The organism is Geobacillus sp. FJAT-46040, from assembly GCF_002335725.1.
Taxonomy (GTDB): domain Bacteria; phylum Bacillota; class Bacilli; order Bacillales; family Anoxybacillaceae; genus Geobacillus; species Geobacillus thermoleovorans.
In genome coordinates, this window is sequence record NZ_NISS01000001.1 from 1,340,622 (window position 1) to 1,365,145 (window position 24,524).

General features: G+C 53.4%; 24 protein-coding genes, 1 other RNA gene and 5 pseudogenes. 9 read left to right on the forward strand and 21 right to left on the reverse strand.

The window, feature by feature from the left end; translation table 11 throughout:
* The first annotated feature begins 50 nt into the window (after positions 1-50).
* Positions 51-278: a YczF family membrane protein gene (locus CD000_RS07115; protein WP_021322398.1), complete on the forward strand. Its 228-nt coding sequence runs from the start codon at positions 51-53 to the stop codon at positions 276-278.
* A 69-nt stretch (positions 279-347) separates the two neighbouring features.
* Here CD000_RS07115 and CD000_RS07120 read toward each other — a convergent pair whose 3' ends face one another.
* The 4 genes from CD000_RS07120 to CD000_RS07135 form a co-directional block, all read right to left on the reverse strand.
* Entirely contained in the window at positions 348-2,057 is a 1,710-nt protein-coding gene (locus CD000_RS07120) for an ABC transporter permease (RefSeq protein WP_096225330.1), read from the reverse strand.
* Positions 2,032-2,931 carry an ABC transporter ATP-binding protein gene (locus CD000_RS07125; RefSeq protein WP_096225331.1) on the reverse strand — a complete coding sequence of 300 codons (900 nt, stop codon included), beginning with the start codon at positions 2,929-2,931 and terminating at the stop codon, positions 2,032-2,034. Before CD000_RS07125 ends, CD000_RS07120 begins: the two co-directional genes overlap by 26 nt.
* Positions 2,897-3,304 (reverse strand): GntR family transcriptional regulator, encoded by a 408-nt coding sequence (locus tag CD000_RS07130; protein WP_015374759.1) that lies wholly within the window; start codon positions 3,302-3,304, stop codon positions 2,897-2,899. Before CD000_RS07130 ends, CD000_RS07125 begins: the two co-directional genes overlap by 35 nt.
* A 120-nt stretch (positions 3,305-3,424) precedes the next feature.
* On the reverse strand, positions 3,425-3,703 hold the full coding sequence (locus tag CD000_RS07135; RefSeq protein WP_053532572.1) for a YetF domain-containing protein: 279 nt from the start codon (positions 3,701-3,703) through the stop codon (positions 3,425-3,427).
* A gap of 166 nt (positions 3,704-3,869) precedes the next feature.
* Between CD000_RS07135 and CD000_RS07140 the strand changes: the two are divergent.
* The 5 genes and pseudogenes from CD000_RS07140 to CD000_RS07165 all read left to right on the forward strand — a co-directional run.
* Positions 3,870-4,160 (forward strand): annotated as a pseudogene (locus tag CD000_RS07140) (spore gernimation protein); the annotation flags it as partial.
* Positions 4,161-4,312: 152 nt separating this feature from the next.
* Positions 4,313-5,431 (forward strand): RNA-guided endonuclease InsQ/TnpB family protein, encoded by a 1,119-nt coding sequence (locus tag CD000_RS07145; RefSeq protein WP_096225332.1) that lies wholly within the window; start codon positions 4,313-4,315, stop codon positions 5,429-5,431.
* A 292-nt stretch (positions 5,432-5,723) separates the two neighbouring features.
* Complete coding sequence (locus CD000_RS07155; RefSeq protein WP_483299624.1) at positions 5,724-5,942, forward strand: hypothetical protein; 219 nt, start codon at positions 5,724-5,726, stop codon at positions 5,940-5,942.
* Between the two features lie 60 nt (positions 5,943-6,002).
* Positions 6,003-6,212, forward strand: a pseudogene (locus tag CD000_RS19090) (hypothetical protein); the annotation flags it as partial.
* A 268-nt stretch (positions 6,213-6,480) separates the two neighbouring features.
* The gene (locus CD000_RS07165; RefSeq protein ID WP_096225334.1) at positions 6,481-7,773 is read left to right on the forward strand and encodes a sensor histidine kinase; all 1,293 of its coding nucleotides are present in this window, start codon (positions 6,481-6,483) and stop codon (positions 7,771-7,773) included.
* Between the two features lie 56 nt (positions 7,774-7,829).
* Here the strand turns inward: CD000_RS07165 and CD000_RS07170 are convergent, their stop codons facing one another.
* Positions 7,830-8,036 (reverse strand): DUF6501 family protein, encoded by a 207-nt coding sequence (locus tag CD000_RS07170; protein ID WP_011231108.1) that lies wholly within the window; start codon positions 8,034-8,036, stop codon positions 7,830-7,832.
* Positions 8,037-8,248: 212 nt separating this feature from the next.
* Positions 8,249-8,413, reverse strand: a complete 165-nt coding sequence (locus CD000_RS07175; RefSeq protein ID WP_233130413.1) for an NETI motif-containing protein — start codon at positions 8,411-8,413, stop codon at positions 8,249-8,251.
* 533 nt (positions 8,414-8,946) lie between these two features.
* Between CD000_RS07175 and CD000_RS07190 the strand changes: the two genes are divergently transcribed.
* From CD000_RS07190 to CD000_RS07200, 3 genes and pseudogenes are all read left to right on the forward strand, one after another.
* Positions 8,947-9,165 (forward strand): hypothetical protein, encoded by a 219-nt coding sequence (locus tag CD000_RS07190; RefSeq protein ID WP_483299624.1) that lies wholly within the window; start codon positions 8,947-8,949, stop codon positions 9,163-9,165.
* A 60-nt stretch (positions 9,166-9,225) separates the two neighbouring features.
* Positions 9,226-9,435, forward strand: a pseudogene (locus CD000_RS19095) (hypothetical protein); the annotation flags it as partial.
* A 268-nt stretch (positions 9,436-9,703) separates the two neighbouring features.
* The gene (locus tag CD000_RS07200; RefSeq protein WP_096225334.1) at positions 9,704-10,996 is read left to right on the forward strand and encodes a sensor histidine kinase; all 1,293 of its coding nucleotides are present in this window, start codon (positions 9,704-9,706) and stop codon (positions 10,994-10,996) included.
* A gap of 56 nt (positions 10,997-11,052) precedes the next feature.
* On the opposite strand, the gene CD000_RS07205 is transcribed toward CD000_RS07200, so the two are convergent.
* The 15 genes and pseudogenes from CD000_RS07205 to CD000_RS07280 all read right to left on the reverse strand — a co-directional run bounded on the left by CD000_RS07205 (position 11,053) and on the right by CD000_RS07280 (position 24,514).
* Entirely contained in the window at positions 11,053-11,259 is a 207-nt protein-coding gene (locus CD000_RS07205; RefSeq protein WP_011231108.1) for a DUF6501 family protein, read from the reverse strand.
* 212 nt (positions 11,260-11,471) lie between these two features.
* A complete protein-coding gene (locus CD000_RS07210) occupies positions 11,472-11,636 on the reverse strand; it encodes an NETI motif-containing protein (protein WP_233130413.1) in 165 nt (54 codons plus the stop codon).
* Between the two features lie 737 nt (positions 11,637-12,373).
* Positions 12,374-13,510: an IS110-like element ISGka2 family transposase gene (locus CD000_RS07225; RefSeq protein ID WP_096224841.1), complete on the reverse strand. Its 1,137-nt coding sequence runs from the start codon at positions 13,508-13,510 to the stop codon at positions 12,374-12,376.
* A 271-nt stretch (positions 13,511-13,781) separates the two neighbouring features.
* Positions 13,782-13,862 (reverse strand): annotated as a pseudogene (locus tag CD000_RS19545) (DUF2639 domain-containing protein); the annotation flags it as partial.
* Positions 13,863-13,944: 82 nt separating this feature from the next.
* The gene (locus CD000_RS19550; RefSeq protein ID WP_369806547.1) at positions 13,945-14,736 is read right to left on the reverse strand and encodes a penicillin-binding transpeptidase domain-containing protein; all 792 of its coding nucleotides are present in this window, start codon (positions 14,734-14,736) and stop codon (positions 13,945-13,947) included.
* A complete protein-coding gene (locus CD000_RS19555; protein ID WP_369806548.1) occupies positions 14,672-15,442 on the reverse strand; it encodes a penicillin-binding transpeptidase domain-containing protein in 771 nt (256 codons plus the stop codon). The genes CD000_RS19550 and CD000_RS19555 overlap by 65 nt, the downstream gene beginning before the upstream one ends.
* Positions 15,443-15,583: 141 nt before the next feature.
* A pseudogene (locus CD000_RS07240) lies at positions 15,584-16,846 on the reverse strand (DHA2 family efflux MFS transporter permease subunit); the annotation flags it as partial.
* 37 nt (positions 16,847-16,883) lie between these two features.
* Entirely contained in the window at positions 16,884-17,324 is a 441-nt protein-coding gene (locus tag CD000_RS07245; protein ID WP_011231100.1) for a MarR family winged helix-turn-helix transcriptional regulator, read from the reverse strand.
* 201 nt (positions 17,325-17,525) lie between these two features.
* Positions 17,526-17,714: non-coding RNA, 6S RNA (ssrS, locus tag CD000_RS07250), on the reverse strand.
* Positions 17,715-17,777: 63 nt separating this feature from the next.
* Positions 17,778-19,331 carry an acyl-CoA carboxylase subunit beta gene (locus CD000_RS07255; protein WP_096225336.1) on the reverse strand — a complete coding sequence of 518 codons (1,554 nt, stop codon included), beginning with the start codon at positions 19,329-19,331 and terminating at the stop codon, positions 17,778-17,780.
* 173 nt (positions 19,332-19,504) lie between these two features.
* Positions 19,505-20,287, reverse strand: a complete 783-nt coding sequence (locus tag CD000_RS07260) for an enoyl-CoA hydratase (RefSeq protein ID WP_096225337.1) — start codon at positions 20,285-20,287, stop codon at positions 19,505-19,507.
* A 17-nt stretch (positions 20,288-20,304) separates the two neighbouring features.
* Positions 20,305-21,204, reverse strand: a complete 900-nt coding sequence (locus CD000_RS07265) for a hydroxymethylglutaryl-CoA lyase (protein ID WP_096225338.1) — start codon at positions 21,202-21,204, stop codon at positions 20,305-20,307.
* Positions 21,205-21,220: 16 nt separating this feature from the next.
* Positions 21,221-21,481, reverse strand: a complete 261-nt coding sequence (locus CD000_RS07270) for an acetyl-CoA carboxylase biotin carboxyl carrier protein subunit (RefSeq protein ID WP_233130503.1) — start codon at positions 21,479-21,481, stop codon at positions 21,221-21,223.
* The gene (accC, locus tag CD000_RS07275; RefSeq protein WP_096225339.1) at positions 21,456-22,808 is read right to left on the reverse strand and encodes an acetyl-CoA carboxylase biotin carboxylase subunit; all 1,353 of its coding nucleotides are present in this window, start codon (positions 22,806-22,808) and stop codon (positions 21,456-21,458) included. Before accC ends, CD000_RS07270 begins: the two co-directional genes overlap by 26 nt.
* Positions 22,809-22,879: 71 nt before the next feature.
* Positions 22,880-24,514, reverse strand: coding sequence for an AMP-binding protein (locus CD000_RS07280; RefSeq protein ID WP_096225340.1), 1,635 nt, complete (start codon positions 24,512-24,514; stop codon positions 22,880-22,882).
* Between the last annotated feature and the right edge of the window lie 10 nt (positions 24,515-24,524).

The following is a 24,524-nucleotide window of genomic DNA, read 5'->3' on the forward strand; positions in this document are numbered from 1 at the left end:
CGGTTTTGAATCAATAGCAAAAACTAAAGAAAAACAGCAGGTGGAACACCATGAAACTAATTGTTGTTTGGCTGATGTTTGCCTTACTCGCCATAGGAACGATGGTAAGCATGGATCAGTTGATGGGGATGACCTTGCATCAATCGTTGCATATCGTGCTGAACCCATTTCGAGTAATGAAGGCACCAGAACTGTTTATTTTCTCATTGTTCGTCCTTTCACTATTGCTCGATCTATTGAACGTTTGGATGTGGAAACGAAAAAACAAAACGTCTTGACCAACAGCCGGGGGCAAAAAGAGGAAGGTGCCCCAAAAGCAACGGGACACCTTTCCTCTTCATTGGGCATTACCTTTTCTGTATTTGCTCCCAATGATGCTGTTGTTGCAACCACTCGCGAACATGGGTGCTGTGTGAAGACAAGGGAACGGTAAACGAATCGCCGTCGCTTTGCAGCAATTCAATATACCCCTGCCATGTGCTCCCCACGCCGATGATGTCCTCCACCGGCTCATTCCACAAATCTTGTTTGAGCGCCTGGACAAACGACTCAATCTCCTTCGGCTCGGCAAGCACAACCTCTGCCCGCCCGGTTTCCACATTTCGGATCGTCACCTGACGGATCGGCGCATAGCCGCTTGGGCGAAGCAGCAAATAATATTGCTGCTTATATTCGTTTGAGCCCATGATGCGCTGAAAATACAGCATGTACGGTTCAATCGGCACTTCGTAGCGGCGGAGGAGACGCGTGCCGTCTTTGAGCACATACCCGATCACAATCGGCCGGACGTTGCCAAAACGTGACGGGAGCGGCTGATCGTGCACAAGCTGCGCATGAAGCGCCCTGACAGCTTTGATGTTGTCCTTCGTGCGCAAAAACTGATCGAATGCTTCAAACTCTCTTTCCATCAAGTTAGGATTTTGCCAATTCATCACCGACTGGCCGAAATAGACTTTCTCAATATCGGACAAATTCGGAACGTGTCTCACATATCCAACCGGATCAAGGCGCACAGTCAAAAATAAGACCGACATCACAGCGGCAAAGGCGATATACCCTTTCCATTTATGAAAAACACGCCATGTTTTCATCACGACCATTTGCGCAACGGCATACCCGATAAGCGAAAACGCAACATACCCAAAGATGATCCATCCCCACTGCCGTTGGACTTGTCCAAAGTAGAACCCGCCGGTCAAGCACATGCAAAACGCCACTCCATACACAAACAGTGGGCGAAGCACTGAAAAGGCGAGCGCCTGTCCGGCCGCTTCCGTCGGCCGCCGCTCGTACAACCAAATGGACACCCCGAAAAACAGAAGCGACAACAGCAGCAACAGTCCGGCTTCCCCCGCGCTCATCGCCTGATCCGTCAGCATCGCATAACGAATCGGCAGCGCCCAATCCATCAGATTTCCCGATAAATAGTACCCATCAGGGAATCCATACAACCATAACGGCAAATTGCTAAACAGCAACACCATGATGCCTGTCGGAAAAAAGAGAGCAATATTCGTTAACACAATATGAACGATCGATTGGCCGACGAGCACGCCGACCATGACACCTAGCGCAAAAATCACCGTCTCTACGACAAGCGTCTCGCCAAGCCATCGTCCCACATCCCCCGCTCCAATCGGCCACGGGAGATCAAGTCCGTACAGACATCCGATCGCAACCAAGGCGGTCAACACGAGCGGAACCGCCAAAAAGAGCCATCCAATAAGCATCTGCCCGGCAAGCAGTTCGGTGCGGCGGATGGGCAAGCTATGGATGAAATCAGCCGACCGTTTCTCGTGCATGTAGCGAACCACGCCGGCCGCCGCCAAGATCGGGACAAGCCAAGCAATCAACGTCTCGAACCCGTTGGATATATCGTAAACGTCTTTCCATGGCGGCACATTTCCGACTTTTGGATCATATTGCGAGTACGAAAGCCCAATCGGCAATACGATCGCCGCCAGCCATAACAGCAGATGAATGATGGCAATCCAGCCGATTTGGCGAACATTTTGCGTCCACATGGCGCGGTTAGCCGACAACCGTTTCGCGGACATCGACAACATCCCCCATTTCATACACAAAAATTTCTTCCAACGACAACGGCAAGACGTCAAGAATGAGCGGAGCAAACGAACTCACCGTCTCTTCGATGGATCGTTTCTCGCCGCGGACGACAAGAAGAACGATGCTGCCGCGCTCCTCGCGATGCACGATGTCAAGGTGTTCGGCCAACTCGCTCGGAAATCTGCCGCGAAACGCGACTTGAATTTTATGCATCCCGGCGCGCAGCTCGTTTAAATCGCGCTCCATCCGTACGGTCCCTTGCGCCATCAATCCGACGATGTCGCATAAATCTTCGAGCTCGCGCAAATTGTGCGACGAAATGACGACCGTCATCTCCCGTTCGGCCACTTCTTCTATGAGCAGCTGCTTCACATGACGGCGGACGAATGCATCGAGCCCATCAAGCGGCTCATCCATAATGAGCACATCCGGCCGGACGGAAAAGGCGAGCCAAAACGCCGCTTGGCGCTGCATGCCTTTGGAAAACTGCTGAATCTTTTTGTTCGGATCAAGCGCAAAGACGGACTGCAATTCCATAAACCGCCCGCGGCTGAACGACGGGTACAGTTGCTCGTAAAAATCCGCCATTTGCCGAATCGTCGCGTGCGGAAAAAAGTAGACAAAGTCCGGCAAAAACAAAAGGCGTTGCTTCACCCGGACATTTTCCCACACATCCTCCCCGTCCACTGTAATCGTTCCGCGATCTTGGCGGAGAATGCCGGCCATCATCTTGAGCAGCGTCGTTTTTCCGGCGCCGTTCGGGCCGAGCAGCCCGTAAATCGATCCTTTTGGCACCATCATGTTCGCGCCCTTGACAGCGGCAAATCGATCAAACATTTTCGTCACGTCCACAAGTTGAATCACGATTCTCCCCCTCTTTCTCTCCTTCTCGAACCCATTGCCATAACTGCTCATTTGTCACCCCTAAAAACCGTGCTTCCTTGACAAGGCGGACAAGCTGCTCACGGACCGCAGCGATCGCCTCGATGTTTGGTTCTTTCGAGCGCGGGGCAACGAAGCTGCCTTTCCCTGGAATCGAATAAATCCAGCCGTCGCGTTCCAGTTCGCGGTACGCTTTTTGAATCGTGTTCGGATTCACCATCAGCTGTTTCGCCATCGTCCTGACCGATGGCAGCTGATCGTGCGGCTGCCATAGTTCGCGAACGATCATTTCTTTCATTTTGTCAATCAGTTGTTCGTAAATCGGCTGGCGGCTGCGGATATCAAGCTCAAACATCTCCCCTCCTCCTCTCATTGTCACAACCGTACTATAACCAATAGTACACATAAAACAGAAGAAAGGCAAGAGTTTTTTCCAAAATAAAGAAAGAATCCATCCCTGGATTCTTTCTTTCTCTCATTCCGACGCCGTCGACCGCCGCGTTGACCGTTGCCGCTCGGCAGGCTGATACGTCTGAACAAACAGCCCATCTCCTTCGAGCCACTCGGCGATCAATACGTCTTTTGGCGAGGCAATTCCTTGTTTTTGCAGTTTGGCGGCCAGCCATTGCTCCGTTTTCCCAAGCTCCGCTAATTCGTCTGCCAACAGCTGGCCATCGCGGATCAGCGTCACCGGGACATACACCGGGTGGGGCGGCAGCTGGAAATCTTCACGCCGATCGTCAAATGAAGCCATTTCATGCTGCGCCCCCCTTGCATGCCGTTGATGTTCGCCCTTTCTTCCCTGTATTGTGCCCCCTGCCGCCTGAGAAGTTTCGCTGTTGGTTTGCCGTTTGCGCGGATAAATTACCCTAGACTGGAAACACTATCGTTCTAGAGATTGCATGGAAAGAAAGGGATCCATGATGAACGGACAGCCGCTTAGCGCCCTGCAATTGTTATTCATGGTCATGCTGTCAGTCGGGCTGATGAATCATGTCATCATCATCCCCTTTATGCTTGAGGCCGCCCACCGCGATGCGTGGATCGCCGCCTTGGGAGCGTTGGCGTGTTTGCTCGTTTGGCTGCCGCTGCTTTATTTCACCATCCGACAACTGAACGGCGAGCGGCTGTTTGACTGGCTCAAAGCCCGATTTTCGAGCGCGGCTGCTTATGCGATGGCCGGTGTCAGCAGCGCTTTTTTGCTTCTTCATCGTCTTTGGCGAGGAGACCCCCACTTCAACGACCAAAGGGAGTAAGTGGGGGAGGAATCGCTTTTTTTTGTTTTTGTATCACTAAAAAAATATGATATAATATATGATATAATATATTATATAATATATTTAGTGAAAGAGAGGTGAGACAAATGGACATGACGTTAACAGCCAAAATCAAAATTTACCCAACGGCGGAACAAGCAGAAGTATTGAAAGCCACCCTTTCCGCTTATCGACAAGCGTGCAACGCTGTATCTGTTGTGATTTTTGACACAAAAGTGCTTGCACAAGCCAAGTTGCACGACATGACCTATCGTCTACTTCGATCAAACTACGCTTTGCGTTCGCAAATGGCGCAATCTGTGATTAAAACGGTGATCGCTAGATACCGTTCCCTAAAAAGCAATGGTCACGAATGGACATTGGTTCGCTTTAAAAAGCCTGAATATGACCTCGTTTGGAATCGAGATTATTCGCTTGTTCAAGGGTTATTTTCTGTCAATACACTAGAAGGACGAATCAAAGTGCCATTCGAACCAAAAGGCATGGAACAATATTTTGATGGCTCATGGACGTTTGGCACAGCCAAACTCGTCTACAAGCATAACAAATTCTTTTTGCACATTCCCATGACCAAAACGATTCCAACCGTGGATGAACACAACATTCGCCAAGTGGTCGGTGTCGATGTAGGGGTTAACTTTCTTGCAGCAGCTTATGATTCGCAAGGGAAAACTACCTTTTTTAACGGGCGAAAAATCAAGCATATGCGGGCGAAGTACAAACGAATGCGAAAAACCCTCCAGCAAAAAGGGACGGCTTCTGCGCGTCGGAAGTTGAAAACAATCGGACAACGAGAAAACCGTTGGATGACGGATGTGAACCATGCTGTCACGAAGGCACTCGTTCGTCAATATGGAGAACGTACCCTTTTTGTATTAGAAGATTTAACAGGCATTCGTGAAAAAACAGAACGTGTACGTATCCATGACCGATATGAAACCGTATCGTGGGCTTTCTATCAGTTCCGTCAAATGTTAGAGTATAAGGCACGTTTGCATGGGTCAAAAGTGATGGTGGTTGCTCCGCATTACACCTCTTTGACATGTCCAAAGTGCGGGCATACGGAAAAAGCCAATCGAAAGAAACGTACACACACCTTTTGTTGCCGAACATGTGGATACACCTCAAACGATGACCGCATTGGTGCTATGAACCTTCAACGAAAAGGAATAGAGTACATCGTTGAAGGAACGACACAGGCATGACCTGCGTCGTTGGGTAGTTGTCAACCTGCCCCTAATGCAACCCCAAGTCAAGGAAGGAGGACGAAGTCCGCTCGCACTTCTGGGGAGTTGCAAGCCCCCACTTCAAGCGTTAGCGAAGTGGGGGTAGTTGACAGTTTTGTCACGTTAAACGATACGATCACGTTCACCACTACCTCCTATTTGACAGCGACGCCGAGATGGGCGCTGATTTTGGTCATAGGCGCAAGGCGCCATCATCGAACTGCGCAAACCGCTCTCGCGAAAACAACTGACCAAACTGGCGGAACAAACGGTGAAGCAGGAGATCCGCCGCTTGTATGAACTTGGCAAGAAGCAGCAGATCGATATATTGAATCTGTCGGAGCAGCTGTATCGCCAGCGTCCGAATATTTGGAAACAACATCAGTCCAATGGCCTCATCCCGCTCGGCAACAACACGCTGTCCGTGAGCGTCAAGCTCGCGATCGGGGCATCCGGAAAAGAAAAGTTGAATTACCGGGCCGGTGATTGAAAATATAATAAGATCAAGTATAATTAGGAATATTAGATATATTTTGAACAGGGGAGAACGATGAACACCCATACAGAGCGAACGAGCGCCGCAAGAATGACCGTCTACCCGATTTTGTTCGCCATCAGCCTCGGCCACTTTTTGAACGATGCAATGCAAGCGGTCATCCCGGCGCTCTTTCCGATTTTGCGCTCGACAATGGAGCTGTCGTATGCGCAAATCGGCTGGGTCGCCTTTGCCTTGAACATGACATCATCTGTCATGCAACCGGCTGATTCCGAACCATGTCGGCATGGCGTCCGGACTCATCGTCGGCCTGGCGTTTGACATGGGGGCGCTCGGCGCGGTCGTGCTCGGCAAAATCGCCGACTTGTCGTCGCTCGGCACATGAATGGGGCTTTGCAGCGTGCTGCCGCTCTTTGGCGCCTTGGCGGTTTGGCTGCCGAAAGACCGGACATAGCCAATGCATATTTTTCTTTCAATCTCTTTTCGCTATAATGGAAGGTGATAAGGTCCATTCAGTTAGGAGATTTTTCGTATGGCGGGTTTATACATTAACCAGCACGTCCTGAACAACTTATTTTATATTTTAGTCACGATCTTTGCCTTTTCGTTTATTTATGACCATAGTCGAGCGATCCGGCAGCGCCCGCTCTATGGCCAGGCGCTGCTTGGGGCTTGTTTGGCGTTGGCGGCCGTTTTGTGCATGAAATTTCCGATTTACATTGATCCGCTGTGCGTCCATGATTTCCGGCAAATTCCGTTTTTGCTTGGGACATTGTATGGCGGCGGCGCGGTCGGGGCGGTGCTGTTTGTTGTCTTGATGCTGGCACGCACCGTTTTGTACGGATTTCAGCCGCTCACGTTGATCGTTTACGCCATCATGTTTGCCATAGCGGCGGCCGCTTCGCCGCTGTTTCGCAAGCTGCCGCAGCCGAGCAAGCTCGTTATGTCGCTTTGGCTGACGTTTTTGCTCGCGGTGCTGACGACATTTGTCGCCGTGATGATTGCTGATTTTCCGGTAACGAAGCCATATATCGTGTATTTTATTATAATGCCGCCGTTCGTCATGATGTTCGCTGTCTATTTGATGGAGACGCTTCATGAGGCGCAGTTCGCTCGGGCAGAGCTGATGAAGATGGAAAAAATGCAGATCGTCAGCCAAATGGCGGCCAGCATTTCCCATGAAATCCGCAACCCGCTCACCGTCGTCAAAGGATTCATCCAGCTGCTGCAAACTGGTCGGCTGCCGCGCGAAACCGAAGAGCGGTACATTCGCATCGCCTTAGAGGAACTCGAGCGGGCGGAAGCCATCATCCGCGACTATTTGACGTTTGCCAAACCGGCGCCAAAAGAGACCGAGCCGATTGATGTCGCCACCCAGCTTCAGAAAGTGCTGCAAATGATTACGCCAATGGCGCATATGCATTCGATCCATGTATCCTCTTCCCTCGAACATGGTGTCGTCATCGGAAACGTACAATATTTCCAACAGTGTTTTCTCAACTTGTTGAAAAACAGCATTGAGGCGATGCCGAACGGCGGCACGCTCCATGTTGCGGCCGAGAACCGGGGGGCATCAGTCGTCATCACCATTTCCGACAACGGCGTTGGCATGACGAAAGAACAAGTGCGCCGCTTCGGCGAGCCATACTTCAGCACAAAAGAAAAAGGCACTGGGCTTGGTGCGATGGTCGCCGTCAAAATCATCGAACAAATGGGAGGAACGTGGACGATCGAAAGCGCCGTACAAAAAGGGACGACGTTGACGATCACGCTGCCGGCAAGCCGGTTGCGGCCGCCGACGGCGGAACAAAGCGCCGCCGGCTGATCGAAAAAACGGATGCCCTGTTTCGGACATCCGTTTTTTCTTGGCTATTGGCGCGATCACTTGACTTCCTCAAAATAATCTTTGTAAAACCCGCCGACTTTTCCGCTGTTGTCGATGACAAAATAAAACTCGTCCGTTTCGCTTTTCACTTCATATACTTTGCCCGGCGTCAACACATTGCTGACCATGTACTTTTCCGCGTTCGTGTGAACGCACTTTACTTTTTTGATCGTCGGCCGGGTCGCCCATGTGTGATGAATCATGGCGTCATCCCCTTATCTAGATGGTGTTCTCTTTTTTATTGTAGCGGGACGGCGCGCCGGCTGCAACTTGGAATTCCCGCTTTGTATAGGCGGCGATCGTTGGGAAAAGAACTTCCTTCGCAATTTTTTGATGAATTCTCTTGCCCCTATAACCAGAGCCCGTCGAATCTGCGGCCGCGCCTTCAGCCTAAGGTGGAGCCAACAACCGCCCGTTATGGCTCATCGCGCACACCCTCAAATTCGATGATGCGCCCGCACGGCTCAACCATCGTTTCGCCGTTCGTTTCCACTTCGCGGAAAATCGGCTGCTCGATGCGGCGGACAGGGCGGTAGCCTTCCTGTTTCATCCTATTTCGCGCAGGAGACTCCCACTTCAACGACCAAAGGGAGTAAGTGGGAGAGGAATGTGCGTTCCCCCTTTCTTTTGTGTATGATATAATAAAGGCATGGAGAAAACCGTTCAATAAAGGCACTCCAATAACGGCTGCTCGATGGATGGAGTTGGTTGCAGGAAATGTTGCAACCGTAAAACATCGAGCGTAGGTCTGTCTGTTGTGTGTGGAAGCCAAGTACTGCCAACAGACACACCGAGAGAATCGGTAACGATGCAGGCATGACCTGCGTCGTTGGGTAGTCGTCAACCTGCCCCCTGATGCAACCCCAAGTCAAGGAAGGAGGACGAAGTCCGTTTGCACTTCTGGGGAGTTGCAAGCCCCCACTTCAAGCGTTCGCGAAGTGGGGGTAGTTGACAGTTTTGTCACGTTAAACGATACGATCACGTTCACCACTACCTCCTATTTGACAGCGACGCCGAGATGGGCGCTGATTTTGGTCATAGGCGCAAGGCGCCATCATCGAACTGCGCAAACCGCTCTCGCGAAAACAACTGACCAAACTGGCGGAACAAACGGTGAAGCAGGAGATCCGCCGCTTGTATGAACTTGGCAAGAAGCAGCAGATCGATATATTGAATCTGTCGGAGCAGCTGTATCGCCAGCGTCCGAATATTTGGAAACAACATCAGTCCAATGGCCTCATCCCGCTCGGCAACAACACGCTGTCCGTGAGCGTCAAGCTCGCGATCGGGGCATCCGGAAAAGAAAAGTTGAATTACCGGGCCGGTGATTGAAAATATAATAAGATCAAGTATAATTAGGAATATTAGATATATTTTGAACAGGGGAGAACGATGAACACCCATACAGAGCGAACGAGCGCCGCAAGAATGACCGTCTACCCGATTTTGTTCGCCATCAGCCTCGGCCACTTTTTGAACGATGCAATGCAAGCGGTCATCCCGGCGCTCTTTCCGATTTTGCGCTCGACAATGGAGCTGTCGTATGCGCAAATCGGCTGGGTCGCCTTTGCCTTGAACATGACATCATCTGTCATGCAACCGGCTGATTCCGAACCATGTCGGCATGGCGTCCGGACTCATCGTCGGCCTGGCGTTTGACATGGGGGCGCTCGGCGCGGTCGTGCTCGGCAAAATCGCCGACTTGTCGTCGCTCGGCACATGAATGGGGCTTTGCAGCGTGCTGCCGCTCTTTGGCGCCTTGGCGGTTTGGCTGCCGAAAGACCGGACATAGCCAATGCATATTTTTCTTTCAATCTCTTTTCGCTATAATGGAAGGTGATAAGGTCCATTCAGTTAGGAGATTTTTCGTATGGCGGGTTTATACATTAACCAGCACGTCCTGAACAACTTATTTTATATTTTAGTCACGATCTTTGCCTTTTCGTTTATTTATGACCATAGTCGAGCGATCCGGCAGCGCCCGCTCTATGGCCAGGCGCTGCTTGGGGCTTGTTTGGCGTTGGCGGCCGTTTTGTGCATGAAATTTCCGATTTACATTGATCCGCTGTGCGTCCATGATTTCCGGCAAATTCCGTTTTTGCTTGGGACATTGTATGGCGGCGGCGCGGTCGGGGCGGTGCTGTTTGTTGTCTTGATGCTGGCACGCACCGTTTTGTACGGATTTCAGCCGCTCACGTTGATCGTTTACGCCATCATGTTTGCCATAGCGGCGGCCGCTTCGCCGCTGTTTCGCAAGCTGCCGCAGCCGAGCAAGCTCGTTATGTCGCTTTGGCTGACGTTTTTGCTCGCGGTGCTGACGACATTTGTCGCCGTGATGATTGCTGATTTTCCGGTAACGAAGCCATATATCGTGTATTTTATTATAATGCCGCCGTTCGTCATGATGTTCGCTGTCTATTTGATGGAGACGCTTCATGAGGCGCAGTTCGCTCGGGCAGAGCTGATGAAGATGGAAAAAATGCAGATCGTCAGCCAAATGGCGGCCAGCATTTCCCATGAAATCCGCAACCCGCTCACCGTCGTCAAAGGATTCATCCAGCTGCTGCAAACTGGTCGGCTGCCGCGCGAAACCGAAGAGCGGTACATTCGCATCGCCTTAGAGGAACTCGAGCGGGCGGAAGCCATCATCCGCGACTATTTGACGTTTGCCAAACCGGCGCCAAAAGAGACCGAGCCGATTGATGTCGCCACCCAGCTTCAGAAAGTGCTGCAAATGATTACGCCAATGGCGCATATGCATTCGATCCATGTATCCTCTTCCCTCGAACATGGTGTCGTCATCGGAAACGTACAATATTTCCAACAGTGTTTTCTCAACTTGTTGAAAAACAGCATTGAGGCGATGCCGAACGGCGGCACGCTCCATGTTGCGGCCGAGAACCGGGGGGCATCAGTCGTCATCACCATTTCCGACAACGGCGTTGGCATGACGAAAGAACAAGTGCGCCGCTTCGGCGAGCCATACTTCAGCACAAAAGAAAAAGGCACTGGGCTTGGTGCGATGGTCGCCGTCAAAATCATCGAACAAATGGGAGGAACGTGGACGATCGAAAGCGCCGTACAAAAAGGGACGACGTTGACGATCACGCTGCCGGCAAGCCGGTTGCGGCCGCCGACGGCGGAACAAAGCGCCGCCGGCTGATCGAAAAAACGGATGCCCTGTTTCGGACATCCGTTTTTTCTTGGCTATTGGCGCGATCACTTGACTTCCTCAAAATAATCTTTGTAAAACCCGCCGACTTTTCCGCTGTTGTCGATGACAAAATAAAACTCGTCCGTTTCGCTTTTCACTTCATATACTTTGCCCGGCGTCAACACATTGCTGACCATGTACTTTTCCGCGTTCGTGTGAACGCACTTTACTTTTTTGATCGTCGGCCGGGTCGCCCATGTGTGATGAATCATGGCGTCATCCCCTTATCTAGATGGTGTTCTCTTTTTTATTGTAGCGGGACGGCGCGCCGGCTGCAACTTGGAATTCCCGCTTTGTATAGGCGGCGATCGTTGGGAAAAGAACTTCCTTCGCAATTTTTTGATGAATTCTCTTGCCCCTATAACCAGAGCCCGTCGAATCTGCGGCCGCGCCTTCAGCCTAAGGTGGAGCCAACAACCGCCCGTTATGGCTCATCGCGCACACCCTCAAATTCGATGATGCGCCCGCACGGCTCAACCATCGTTTCGCCGTTCGTTTCCACTTCGCGGAAAATCGGCTGCTCGATGCGGCGGACAGGGCGGTAGCCTTCCTGTTTCATCCTATTTCGCGCAGGAGACTCCCACTTCAACGACCAAAGGGAGTAAGTGGGAGAGGAATGTGCGTTCCCCCTTTCTTTTGTGTATGATATAATAAAGGCATGGAGAAAACCGTTCAATAAAGGCACTCCAATAACGGCTGCTCGATGGATGGAGTTGGTTGCAGGAAATGTTGCAACCGTAAAACATCGAGCGTAGGTCTGTCTGTTGTGTGTGGAAGCCAAGTACTGCCAACAGACACACCGAGAGAATCGGTAACGATGCAGGCATGACCTGCGTCGTTGGGTAGTCGTCAACCTGCCCCCTGATGCAACCCCAAGTCAAGGAAGGAGGACGAAGTCCGTTTGCACTTCTGGGGAGTTGCAAGCCCCCACTTCAAGCGTTCGCGAAGTGGGGGTAGTTGACTCGCGCTAAACAGGCGGCGATCGTTTCCCCTTCCGCTACAGTAAACCGTTTTTTCTTCATCGCTTCCGGCGCGTTTGTCAACCATCAGGCGCGCCTCCCTCCTTTCCCCTTTAGGTTGCCCAAAAAAGAAGCCGGATGTTTCATCCGGCCTAGCGCGTTTTCTGCACATATTTTCGGTACAGCCCATACAGCTCGGCTGCTTTGTATGTCTCAATTTTTTTCCGTGAAAATCCCCACCACTTGGTGAGTGCGGTATACGCTCCTGATCCGTGAGGGTATACTGAAAATGGCCAAAAAAGGCAATAGGAAAGCAGAGGTGCCCGATTTTAGGCATCTCGTATAACCTGTCTGCCTTTTGGCTAGACTAAATAAGTTGTGGTTGGCGGAACGGCTCTTTGCGGGAGATCATGCAAAAGATGATCACCAACATCCGCCGAGCTGTGGCGATGAGGGCTTTTTTCTTCCCGCACCGGGCCGCCAACGACCAAAACTTTCGGGACAAGGGATGCGTCTTGGATCGAGCTGCTGACCATGCCGCCTCGCATAACGCCGATCGGAGATGGGGATTGCCTTTTGTCGTGCGCGTGCTCTTTCGCTTTCCGGCGCTTTCATGGTTGCCGGGGGACAATCCAGTCCATGAAGCCGCCCGTTCCGGCGTTTCAAAGACGCTCATGTCGGTTCCCATCTCGGCTATGATGACGGCGGCGGTTTGTTTTTTCACTCCGGGCATGGTCATCAACAGGTTCACTTCCTCGCGATACGGCTCGAGCAGGCGGTCGATGTGTTGGTCGACTTCTTCGATGAGCCGCTCCAATTCCTCAACGTGTTTCCACAAGAGGCGAAGGAGACGGAGCTCGTGTTCGGTCAAGGTGCCGAGCAGCGAATCGTACACCGCTTGCTTTTTCTTTTTGAGCCTTCCGCGCAGGCATTGATCCAACTCGTCCTTGTCCACGTATCCCTTCTCAAGCAGCCGGGCGAGGATGTCTTTTCCGGAAACGCCGAAGAGATCGGAGAGGACCGAGCCGAGTTTGACATTGGAAGACTCGAGCACTTTTTGAATCCGGTTTTTCTCCGAAGTCAGCTGTCCGACCCACTTTTTGCGGAGGCGGGTAAAATCCCGCAATTCGCGAATATCCGCTGGGGGGACGAAACTTTTTTCAACGAGTCCATGGCGGAGCAGCTTGGCGATCCACTCGGCGTCAGAGACATCGGTTTTTCTTCCCGGGACATTTTTGATCCGCTGCGGATTGGCCAGTGTCAAGTCGACATAGCCCTCGAGGAAGGCAAAGACCGGTTTCCAATACACGCCGGTGGATTCCATGGCGACATGGGTGACCCCATGTTCTTCGAGCCACTCGAGCAGGTCGCCAAGTCCTTTCGAGAACGTGGAGAAGGTTTGAATGTCCTTTTGAATGTGTCCATCTTCTTCCCATAGCGCGCAGGCGACGATGGTTTCGGCATGAACATCCAATCCTGCGCAGCGAGGATAGATGACATCCATGATGAAAATCCTCCTTTTCGATGATCGAGTGCGCAAACAGCGAATCCACGGGAGAAATGCGGCAGTTTTCCGTTCGTCGTCACCTTTCCTCTATCACAGGAAAGGGCGGACAATGGGTGGTGCACCCAGTGGATTCAAACACTTTTCCGTACAGGGTCTAAGCCACCATTAAGCATAACGTCCTGTTGAACTGTTTGCGCCTATTCTTCATTATGGGAAGAAAAGGGGGATTTTCATGCCCGGGTGGAGAGCAAAAATTGCTCATGGAACTTTTCCGTCCGACCGGATGGCGGGCGATGCCCGCCTTTTTCAACTCGGCAACAAGCCATCCTTTCGAGCCGAAATGCGCCATGGGCGCTCCCCCTCCTTTTTCGTGCGGCTTGTCTTTATATATATGCGCCTAAACAGGGGATAAGAACGCCTTTGGCAACAGCTTATTCATGCTTGCCGCCATGCCCTTTTCCGTGCTTTTTTTCTTTTTTCTCTTTTTTGTTTTTTCCTTTTTCATGGCCGGGCGTACGCGGTTTTTCCTTCACCTTTGGCGGCACGGATTCAGGCGCCTTTGGCTCACGTTTTTTGTGTTCTCGTTCCGCTTGTTTCACAAGCGGCAGCGAGAAGCGGACGACAGGCTCGTCGGCCAGCGCTTTTTCCATTATATGGCGGAAAATGATGGCCGCCGTTTCCCCGCTCGTCGTCGTCAAATAATGTGTTTCGTCCGGCCGGTCATAGCCGAGCCAAAGCGCACCGACCAGCTGCGGCGTATAGCCGACCATCCATTGGTCTTTCACCCCGTCGATGCCGGGGATCGTCATTTCGGTCGACCCAGTTTTGCCCGCAAGCTCCCGCCCCGGGATGGCAGCGCGCTTCCCGGTCCCTTCGCGGATGACGCCTTCGAGCAAAAACGTCATTTGCTGCGCCACTTTCTTGGACGTGACAACCGTTCGCCGCGGCTTCCACTCCGCTACCTTGCGGCCGTAAGCATCAACGATTTTTGTAATGAGATGGCCGTCCAAACGGACGCCGTCATTGGCGAATACGGCGTACGCTTCCGCCATCTCGAGCGGCGAGACGCCGCGGGACATGCCGCCGAGCGCGATGCCGAGCTGGCGGTCCTCTTTTCCCAACGGCAAACCAAACCGGTGCAGCGCCTCCATCCCTTTGTCAAGGCCGATTTCGTTTAACAGCCAGACGGCCGGCACATTGAGCGAAATGGATGATCGCCTCATACATCGTCACCGTGCCGCGGTGCGTGTGGTCGTAGTTTTGCGGGCGGTAGCCGCCGAGATTAAGCGGCTCGTCTTTGAGCAGCGAAAACGGCCCGTACCCTTGTTCGAGCGCCGGCGTGTACACGGCGAGCGGCTTGAGCGTTGACCCCGGTTGACGCCTGAGCTCTGTGGCGCGATTGAAACCGCGGAACACATGGCGGCCGCGGCCGCCGACAAGCGCCTTCACCCCGCCCGTTTTCGGGTCGAGCAGCACTGCTCCGCTTTGGACAGGCACACCGTCCGGGCTTGATGGAAACAGCGAATCATTCGCATACACGGCTTCAAGCGCTTGTTGCATGTTCGGGTCAAGCTCCGTGTAAATGCGGAGCCCCCCGGAAAGGACATCGCTTTGCGTCAGGCCGTATTGTGCAATCGCTTCGTGGCCATCATGCTCGTAAAAGCGGCGGTCTTCCGTCGCGACGATGGCCTCAAGAAAATAGTTGGGCACCCTGTCGATCGGCACTTCTTCGATGTTTGCCGCCGCGAGCTTGCTCGCGATGCGGCCGTGTTCATCATAAATGATTGTCGCTGCCGGCAACGGTGTTTCCAAGGCGGCAATGTTTTGTCGATCAATCGCCCACTCGAGCGCAGCAACAACGGCGGCCAAAGCCAAGGCGGCGACAACGAGCGCCTGCAGCCAACACCGTCTTCGTCTTGTTTGTCTCATTTGCTGCCTGCTTTGCGCCTCCACAATGTTCCCCCCTGTCTCTTCGTCACGATTATACGATTCGCAGCCGGCCGCCCGTTTTCGTCTCTTTTCCATGGCTCAAAACAAAAAAGAAGCGGCCGTGTGCGCCGCTTCCCTTGTTTACGCCGATGGCGATTTATGCTTTTTTCCCTTTAAGAAAAACGCCATGACGAGCGCCACCACCGTTAAGCCAGTAGCGACGAAAAAGGCGTCGTTGATCCCCTCGACCGTTGACCGTTGCTGCACAAGTCCATACAACAGCTGAGCGATCGCCTCATCACTTGGGATGGCCTGTTTCAGCTGGCCGACAAGGCTCATGAAAAACGGATTGTTTTCCGTCATCTCATTTCGGTACATGTCCGCATGGAATTTGGCCCGGTTGGACATGATCGTCACCAAGAACGCCGTTCCGAGCGAAGCGGCCACTTGGCGGATCGTATTGGACATCGCCGTGCCGTGGCTGTACAAATGGCGCGGCAAGGCGTTCAATCCTTCCGTCATAATCGGCATTCCGAGCATCGACATGCCGAACATGCGGAAAATATAAAGCCAAATTAACTGGCTGTACGGTGTATCCATCGTCAGCTTGCTGAATTCCCACGTCGTGACCGCGGTGATGATCAAGCCGACGATCGCCAGCGCCCGCGCGCCGATGCGGTCAAACACCCAGCCGGAAATCGGCGACATGATCGCCATGACAATCGCTCCCGGTAGCAACAGCAAACCGGCATCAAGCGGCGTAAAGCCGCGCAAGTTTTGCAAATACACCGGCAGCAGCACCATCGCTGCAAACATCGCCATATTGATGACCGATCCGATGACGGTCGCCAACGTAAACACTGGGTAGCGGAACACACGGAAATTGAGCACCGGATACTCCGAGTGGAGCGAACGCCATGTGAACATGATCAAGAACAAGACGCCGATGATAAGCGACACAACGACTTCCGTCTCGCCCCATCCTTTGCTGCCGGCTTCGCTGAAGCCATACAGAACGCCGCCAAACCCGATCGTGGAGTAGACCGCCCCTTGCACGTCCAGCACTGGATTGCCTTTACGCGGCGTATGTTTCAGCCAGACGGAGGCGAGCACAATGTCTAAAATCGCGATCGGCAACACGACGTAAAACAACAGCCGCCATGTATAATGTTCAACGATCCAGCCAGACAGCGTCGGCCCGACCGCCGGCGCAAACATCATGGCGATTCCGACCGTTCCCATGGCCACCCCGCGGCGTTCCGGCGGGAAAATCGACAACATAATGACCATCATCAGCTGCATGATGATGCCCGCCCCGACCGCCTGCGTCAGCCGCCCTGCGAGCATGACGGCAAACGACGGGGCGATCGAGCAGACAAACGCGCCGATGGCGAAAAACGACATGCATGTTCAGCGCAACCAATCGTTTCACGTTCACCGTCTATTCCTCCCCGAGTAAAATCGCTTTAATTTTTTCATGAAGATGCAAAAACTGTTCAATCTCCTCTGGAGAGACGAGTTCTTGAATGCGGCCAAGCCGCCGGCGCAGCACCGACTGCTCGCCAAACGCTTCCGACACCGTCTCTTTTCCTTTTTCCGTCAAACTCAAAATGACCGCGCGCCGATCTTGCTTCGACGGCTCTCGGACAACAAGGCCGGCGCCGACGAGCCGGTCAACCGTGCCGCTGACATTGCTGTTGCTTAAGTTTAATTTTTCCGCCAAGTCATTCAGGCGAATATGCTCTTTTTTCAGCAGCGTATATAAGACGATCAGCTGCACCTCTGTCACCCCGACGCGGGCGGCGTCCTCGCGGATGAGGCGATAAAGCGCCTTTTGCGTCCGGAAGACAGCGTACATGATGTCCCGGCTGATCCCTTCCATTCATCCCCCTCCTTGCCTCATCTTTCTTGTTGGAATAGTTTTAATACGAATTATTCCTGCACGAAATATGATTATAACATGAAAACAGGGAAAATCAACTATATTGTTTCATGTCTTTTTGAGAAAACATACGCAACGAAAAAGAGTCCAACCGGATGTTTTGCATCCAGTTGGACTCTTTTGCCAACTCCTCATTCGTGAATCCGCGCCGCTGTTGCCGTTGGCTGAATGCAGTTTCTCAACCACGCTCCACCAGGTGGGTGTTCGCAGAAGCGTTCCTGCCGTCCTCCATCACGAATATTGAGGCATGACATTCCCGCTTCAATGTAGAACTCCCTTTTGATTGCCATCGGTTGAAACTTCATTCTACAACGCACAACGCAGCAACGGATTGGTGATTATTATGATACATGATCGGCCGTCCCTTGGCAAGAGGGACAGCCATCCATTTTTTCAAACTGGATACACCCCATGCTTCCGCTCAGAAAAGACGATATACTTGGACATATACGCGTCAAATCGGCGGATGAGCTCGTTGCGCAAATCGTTCGGCGCGACAATTCCGTCGACGACAAGCTCGGAGGCGAGACGGTAAATGTCGATGTCGCGCCGGTATTCCTCGCGTTTTTGTTCGACAAATGCCGCACGCTCTTCTGGCGGCAGCTCGGCAATTTTGTTGGCGTAGACGGCGTTGACGGCCGCTTCCGGCCCCATGACGGCGATTTGCGCGTTCGGAAGCGCCAAGCAGCAATCTGGTTCAAACGCCGGCCCGGCCATCGCGTACAATCCGGCGCCGTACGCTTTGCGAACGATGACCGAGATCTTCGGTACGGTGGCTTCCGACATGGCCGCGATCATTTTCGCCCCATGGCGGATGATGCCGACCCGCTCGACTTTCGTGCCGATCATAAAGCCAGGGACGTCGGCCAAAAACAGAAGCGGGATATGGAACGCGTCGCAAAGCGTGATGAATTTCGCCGCTTTATCAGCCGAATCGTGGAACAATACGCCGCCTTTGACGCGCGGCTGGTTGGCGATGATGCCGATCGGCTGGCCGGCAAGGCGCGCCAGTCCCGTAATGATTTCTGGCGCAAACAGTTTTTTGATTTCACAAAACGATCCTTCGTCAATGATCCGCTCAATCAAATCATACATGTTGAACGGCGCATTTTGGTTTTCCGGCAAAATGTCCTCGATCGTTTTGTCAAACGATTTCGGCGGCTTCGCCTCGACCACCGGCGGCTTTTCGCTGTAATTGGACGGAAAATACGACAAATAACGGCGCGCATAGGCAATCGCTTCTTCTTCGGTTTTCACGAGCACGTCGCCGCAGCCGGAGACGGTGCAATGCATGCGGGCGCCGCCCATCTCTTCGAGCGTGACTTTTTCCCCAATCACCATTTCCGCCATGCGCGGCGAGCCTAAGTACATCGAGGCATTGCCTTCGACCATGATGACGATATCGCAAAACGCCGGAATATAAGCGCCGCCGGCTGCTGACGGGCCAAACAACAGGCACACTTGCGGCACTTTGCCGGACAGCTTCACCTCATTGTAAAAAATGCGCCCTGCCCCGCGCCGGCCGGGAAACATTTCGAGTTGGTCCGTAATGCGGGCGCCGGCCGAGTCCACCAAATAAATGATCGGGCAGCGCAGTTTTTCCGCTGTCTCTTGAATGCGGATGATTTTTTCGACGGTGCGCGCTCCCCATGAGCCGGCTTTGACCGTCGAATCGTTCGCCATCACGCAGACGGTGCGGCCGTTGATTTTGCCGATCCCGGTCACAACTCCATCAGCCGGCAAATCGCCCGCCAAACAGTTGGCAAACAATCCGTCTTCCACTTCCAAACCGTTATCAAGCAGCAAGTTCAGCCGCTCGCGAACAAACAATTTCCCTTGGGCGGCGTTTTTTTCATGATATTTTGGCGCCCCGCCTTTCTTGATTTCCGCCGCTCTTTTCTCCAGCTCCGCTGCGAGCGTGTCTTGTTGATTGGCTGTTTCCTTCATCTCTTTGTTTCCCCTCCTTGTTTTGATGGATCTTGCTGTTCCATCCCGCTTGTTCGGCTGGAGCAAGGTTGGATGCCGTGTTTTATTTATCGCTGTGAAAAGGCCGATGCGGCGCAAGCGCTCCGTGCGGCTTTTTCCTTATCCAAACAGCCTCATCCTGCCCAAGCGCAGGCTTACTCCCCTTTGTACACCGGCTTCCGCTTTTCTTTAAACGCCTGCAATCCTTCCAACCGGTCTTTCGTCGGAATGGTCGCCTCATAGGCGAGCTGCTCAATCGCGAGGCCCGTCTCCAAATCAACGTTGAATACGCTTTGGATCGCCCGTTTCGCCTGACGGACGGCTATCGGCGCATTGTCAGCGATTTGTTGCGCGAGACAAAGCGCACGCTCCATCAGCTCGGAGCGCGGCACGGCGTATTCGACAAGGCCGATTCGCTCGGCTTCCTGCGCTGTAATCCGTTTGGCGGCAAAAATCAACTCTTTCGCTTTGCTGAGGCCGACAAGGCGCGGCAGCCGCTGCGTCCCCCCCGCTCCCGGAATGATGCCGAGCGACGTTTCCGTCAACCCAAGCTGGATATCGTCGGCAGCAAACCGAATGTCGCAAGCCAAGGCAAGCTCCAACCCGCCGCCAAACGCCGAGCCGTTTAAAACGGCGATGACCGGCTGCGGCACTTTCTCGACCTCATTGATCGTTTTGCTGATTAAGGCGACGGCCTGCCGCACTTCCGTTTCATTCATCCCCGCCCGCTCTTTCAAATCAGCGCCGGCGCAAAACACCTTGTCTCCTGCCCCGGTCAACATGACAACGCGCACGTCTTTGCGAAATTTGATCTCCTGAAAGAGCGCGCCAAGCTCGAAAAGAAGCGCTCTTGAAAGCGCATTGGCCGCTTCCGGACGGTTTAATGTCACAATGGCGATGCCGTTTTCTTGTGTTTCAAACGATACAAGTGCGCTCACGTTTTCTCCCCCCCCCCTTATGATCCAACCGTTTGCAAATACCGGCTCGAAAGCGGGCGGCCGATTTTGTCGCGGATAAACAACGCCGCTTTCGTCAGCTGCTCGACATCGATGCCGGTTTCAATCCCCATGCCGTGAAGCATATATACTAAATCATCAGTGGCGACGTTTCCCGACGCTCCGGGAGCGTACGGACAGCCGCCAAGGCCGCCAAGCGAGCTGTCAAACGTCGTAATCCCCATCTCCATCGACACCAAAATGTTGGCAAGCGCCGTTCCTCTCGTGTCATGGAAATGCATCGCGATCCGATCAGCCGGAAAACGGCGGAGCACGATTGCGAGCACCTCTTCGACTTGCTTGGGCGTCGCAACGCCAATCGTATCGCCAAGCGACAGTTCGTCAACCCCCATCGCCAACAACCGGTCCGCCACCATCAGCACTTGATCGACGGCAACTGCCCCTTCATACGGGCAGCCAAAGACGGTGGAAACGTAGCCGCGCACCGTTTTTCCTGCTTGTTTTGCCGTTTGCACGACCGCTTCCAGCACCGGAAATGTGGCAGCGATCGTTTTGTTAATATTTTTTTGGTTGTGCGTTTCGCTCGCTGACATGAAGACGCCCACTTCATCGACCCCGGCGCCAAGCGCCCGCTCAAGCCCCTTTTCGTTGGGGACGAGCGCCGCATACGTGACGCCGGCTTTTCGGCGAATGCCCGCTGCCACTTCAACGGCGTCCGCAAGCTGCGGAATCCATTTCGGATGGACGAAGGAAGTCACCTCAATGTACGACAGCCCCGTTTCTGACAATAGGTTGATCCAAGCGATTTTATCGGCGGTCGCGATCGGCGATGCTTCGTTTTGCAGGCCGTCGCGCGGGCCGACTTCTTTGATCGTCACCTTCGCCGGCCATCGGCTCATGCTTTGCTCCCCCTTTTTACTCAATCTCGACAAGCACGTCGCCTTCGTTCACGAAATCTCCTTCCTGCACGTGGATGTGCTTCACGACGCCAGACGTTTCCGCGGCAATCGGAATCTCCATTTTCATCGATTCTAAAATGATGACATCTTGGCCTTCTTCTACATGATCCCCGACAGCCACCAACAATTTCCATACACTTCCAGCCATTGTTGCCGTTACTTGGGTCATCGTGTCTTCCTCCGTTTCTGCTTCATTTTGCTTTTGCTGGCTTCCAATGCTTCGAAAGGAAATCGGTCGTCGTATCCCCCGCTTGAAACGCCGGATGGGACAGCACGGCCTCAAGCAGCGGAATGTTCGTTTTAATCCCTTCAACGCGATAGTGTCGAAGCGCTTCGAGCAAGCGTTCAATCGCCGTTTGCCGATCCGGTCCTTTGGCGATTAGTTTGGCGATCATCGGATCATAAAACGGCGTAACCGCGGCGCCGCTTTGAACCGCCGTTTCATGACGAATCCATTCGCCTTGTGGGGCGGAAAACGCCGTAATGCGGCCGGGCGACGGGTAAAACGTGTTCGGGTCTTCGGCATAAATGCGCACTTCAATGGCGTGTCCATCGCGGCGGATGTCTTCCTGCTGATAACGAAGCGGCTCGCCGGCGGCGATGCGCAGCTGCTCTTCGACGATGTCGATGCCGGTGATTTCTTCTGTCACCGGGTGCTCGACTTGCAGCCGAGTGTTCATCTCAAGAAAATAAAAATTTTTCTGTTCATCGACGAGAAATTCAATGGTACCGGCATTTGCATAACCGATGTAACGCGCAGCCCGCACCGCCGCCTCCCCCATCTTCCGCCGCGTCTCTTCATCCAAAAACGGCGACGGCGCCTCTTCGACCACTTTTTGGTGGCGGCGTTGGATCGAACATTCACGCTCCCATAAGTAAACACAGTTGCCATTTTGGTCGGCAAGAAGCTGAATTTCAATATGGCGCGGGCGATCGATATATTTTTCGATATACATCGTCCCGTCGCCGAAAAACGAAGCGGCCCGTTTTTGGCTCCCTTCAAACGCTTGGCGCAGCTCAGCTTCATCGCGAGCGATATGCATGCCGATGCCGCCGCCGCCGGCTGACGCCTTCAGCATGACTGGATACCCAATCGAAGCCGCCGCTTTGGCCGCTTCATCGGCGCTATCAAGCGCAAAGGAGACGCCTGGGACGATCGGCACGCCGGCTTGTTCCATCGTCCGCCGCGCTTCGATTTTGCTGCCCATCGCCGCAATGACGTCCGCCTTCGGACCGATGAAGACGATTCCTTCTTCCTCGCAGCGGCGGGCAAACGCTGGATTTTCCGACAACAGCCCGTAGCCGGGATGGATCGCCTCCGCTTTCGCCGTTTTGGCAACCTCAATGATTTTTTCGATATTTAAATAGCTTTCCGCGACGCGCGGCTTGCCGATCAAATACGCTTCATCCGCGAGCGAGACATGAAGCGAATCGGCGTCTGCTTCGGAATAAATGGCAACCGTTTGAATGCCGAGACGTCGGCACGTGCGGATGACACGGACGGCGATTTCGCCGCGGTTGGCAATCAACACTTTCGAAAACATCGTCTCACCCTTTCTTAAAAGTACAGGTGCCGACGCCGGACGGTTCGTCCGCCCGGCGCGGCGGTTTAGGCTTAGGTTGTTAAGCCGAGGCGCTGTTTCGCCATTTCCCGCAATTTGAATTTCTGAATTTTCCCAGATGCCGTCATCGGGTACGAGTCGGTAAATTCGATATAACGCGGGATTTTATGCCGGGAAATGTTGCCGCGGCAAAACTCGCGAATCTCCTCAGCGGTCGCCGTTTCGCCGTCTTTTAAGATGATCCACGCCATCACTTCTTCCCCGTATACTTCATCCGGCACGCCGACGACTTGAACGTCCAAAATTTTCGGATGTTTGTACAAAAACTCTTCGATTTCACGCGGATAAATGTTCTCCCCGCCGCGGATGATCATATCTTTCAGCCGGCCGGTGATGCGGAAGTAACCGTTTTCATCCATCACCGCCAAGTCGCCGGTATGGAGCCAGCCGTCTTGGTCGATCGCTTCATTTGTCGCTTCCGAATTGTTGTAATATCCTTTCATGACATGATAGCCGCGCGTGCACAGCTCCCCTTGCACACCGGGCGGCACTTCCTTGTTCGTTCCCGGCTCGACGATTTTCACCTCGACGCCCGGCAAGGCGCGGCCAACCGTTTCGACACGCAGCTCAAGCGGATCGTCGGTGCGCGTTTGCGTGATGACTGGGGACGCTTCCGTCTGCCCGTAGGCGATGGTAATGTCTTTCATCCCCATTTTCTCGATGACCGCCTTCATCACTTCGACCGGGCAAGGGGAACCGGCCATAATGCCCGTGCGCAGCGACGACAAATCGTATTTGGCAAAATCCGGGTCGTTGAGCTCGGCGATGAACATCGTCGGCACGCCGTGAAGCGCCGTGCACCGCTCCGCTTCCACCGTCTCGAGAACCCGCTTCGGATGGAACTCCACAACCGGCACCATCGTCGCCCCGACCGTCACGCATGCAAGCGTGCTCATGACGCAGCCGAAGCAATGGAAAAACGGCACCGGAATGCACAATCGATCGCCTTCGCCAAGTCCCATGCATTGCGCCACTTGGTGGGCGTTGTTGACGATGTTGTAATGCGTCAACATCACCCCTTTCGGGAATCCAGTCGTCCCGGACGTGTATTGCATGTTGATCACATCGTGCGGGTCGAGGCTCTCCATCCGTTCATCGAGTTCTTCTTCCGATACGTCGTGCGCCATCGCCAAGATGTCGTTCCATGTAAACATGCCCGGGTGCCGTTTGTCGCCAAGAAAGATCACGTTTTTCAACTTCGGCAGCCGTTTCGATTGCAGCTGTCCGGGCGCCGACGTGCGCAGCTCGGGAACGATTTCATATAAAATATCGATATACGACGAGTCGCGATATTGCTCAATCAAAAAGAGCGTCGTCGAGTCGGACTGCCGAAGCAAATACTCAAGCTCCGCCGCGCGGTAGTTCGTATTGACCGTAACGAGCACCGCTCCCATTTTGCCGGTCGCAAACTGGCAGGCGATCCATTCCGGGACGTTCGTCGCCCAAATGGCGACATGCTCCCCTTTTTCGATGCCAAGCCGCATCAACCCGCGCGCAACGAGGCGGCAATAGTCGTTAAACTGCCGATACGTCAGACGCAAGCCGCGGTCGGCGTACACAACCGCTTCATGATCCGGGTATTGCCTGGCGCGCTCCTCTAACAATTTCCCCACCGTCACCGCTAACATCGACCGTCTC

Excerpts from the sequence above, each read along its gene's own strand:
- CD000_RS07115 (WP_021322398.1), top strand. The coding sequence starts at position 51 with ATGAAACTAATTGTTGTTTGGCTGATGTTTGCCTTACTCGCCATAGGA.
- CD000_RS07120 (WP_096225330.1), bottom strand. The coding sequence starts at position 2,057 with ATGTCCGCGAAACGGTTGTCGGCTAACCGCGCCATGTGGACGCAAAAT.
- CD000_RS07130 (WP_015374759.1), bottom strand. The coding sequence starts at position 3,304 with ATGTTTGAGCTTGATATCCGCAGCCGCCAGCCGATTTACGAACAACTG.
- CD000_RS07135 (WP_053532572.1), bottom strand. The coding sequence starts at position 3,703 with ATGGCTTCATTTGACGATCGGCGTGAAGATTTCCAGCTGCCGCCCCAC.
- CD000_RS07145 (WP_096225332.1), top strand. The coding sequence starts at position 4,313 with ATGGACATGACGTTAACAGCCAAAATCAAAATTTACCCAACGGCGGAA.
- CD000_RS07165 (WP_096225334.1), top strand. The coding sequence starts at position 6,481 with ATGGCGGGTTTATACATTAACCAGCACGTCCTGAACAACTTATTTTAT.
- CD000_RS07170 (WP_011231108.1), bottom strand. The coding sequence starts at position 8,036 with ATGATTCATCACACATGGGCGACCCGGCCGACGATCAAAAAAGTAAAG.
- CD000_RS07200 (WP_096225334.1), top strand. The coding sequence starts at position 9,704 with ATGGCGGGTTTATACATTAACCAGCACGTCCTGAACAACTTATTTTAT.
- CD000_RS07205 (WP_011231108.1), bottom strand. The coding sequence starts at position 11,259 with ATGATTCATCACACATGGGCGACCCGGCCGACGATCAAAAAAGTAAAG.
- CD000_RS07225 (WP_096224841.1), bottom strand. The coding sequence starts at position 13,510 with ATGGATGTCATCTATCCTCGCTGCGCAGGATTGGATGTTCATGCCGAA.
- CD000_RS19550 (WP_369806547.1), bottom strand. The coding sequence starts at position 14,736 with ATGAGGCGATCATCCATTTCGCTCAATGTGCCGGCCGTCTGGCTGTTA.
- CD000_RS19555 (WP_369806548.1), bottom strand. The coding sequence starts at position 15,442 with ATGAGACAAACAAGACGAAGACGGTGTTGGCTGCAGGCGCTCGTTGTC.
- CD000_RS07245 (WP_011231100.1), bottom strand. The coding sequence starts at position 17,324 with ATGGAAGGGATCAGCCGGGACATCATGTACGCTGTCTTCCGGACGCAA.
- CD000_RS07255 (WP_096225336.1), bottom strand. The coding sequence starts at position 19,331 with ATGAAGGAAACAGCCAATCAACAAGACACGCTCGCAGCGGAGCTGGAG.
- CD000_RS07265 (WP_096225338.1), bottom strand. The coding sequence starts at position 21,204 with ATGAGCCGATGGCCGGCGAAGGTGACGATCAAAGAAGTCGGCCCGCGC.
- accC (WP_096225339.1), bottom strand. The coding sequence starts at position 22,808 with ATGTTTTCGAAAGTGTTGATTGCCAACCGCGGCGAAATCGCCGTCCGT.
- CD000_RS07280 (WP_096225340.1), bottom strand. The coding sequence starts at position 24,514 with ATGTTAGCGGTGACGGTGGGGAAATTGTTAGAGGAGCGCGCCAGGCAA.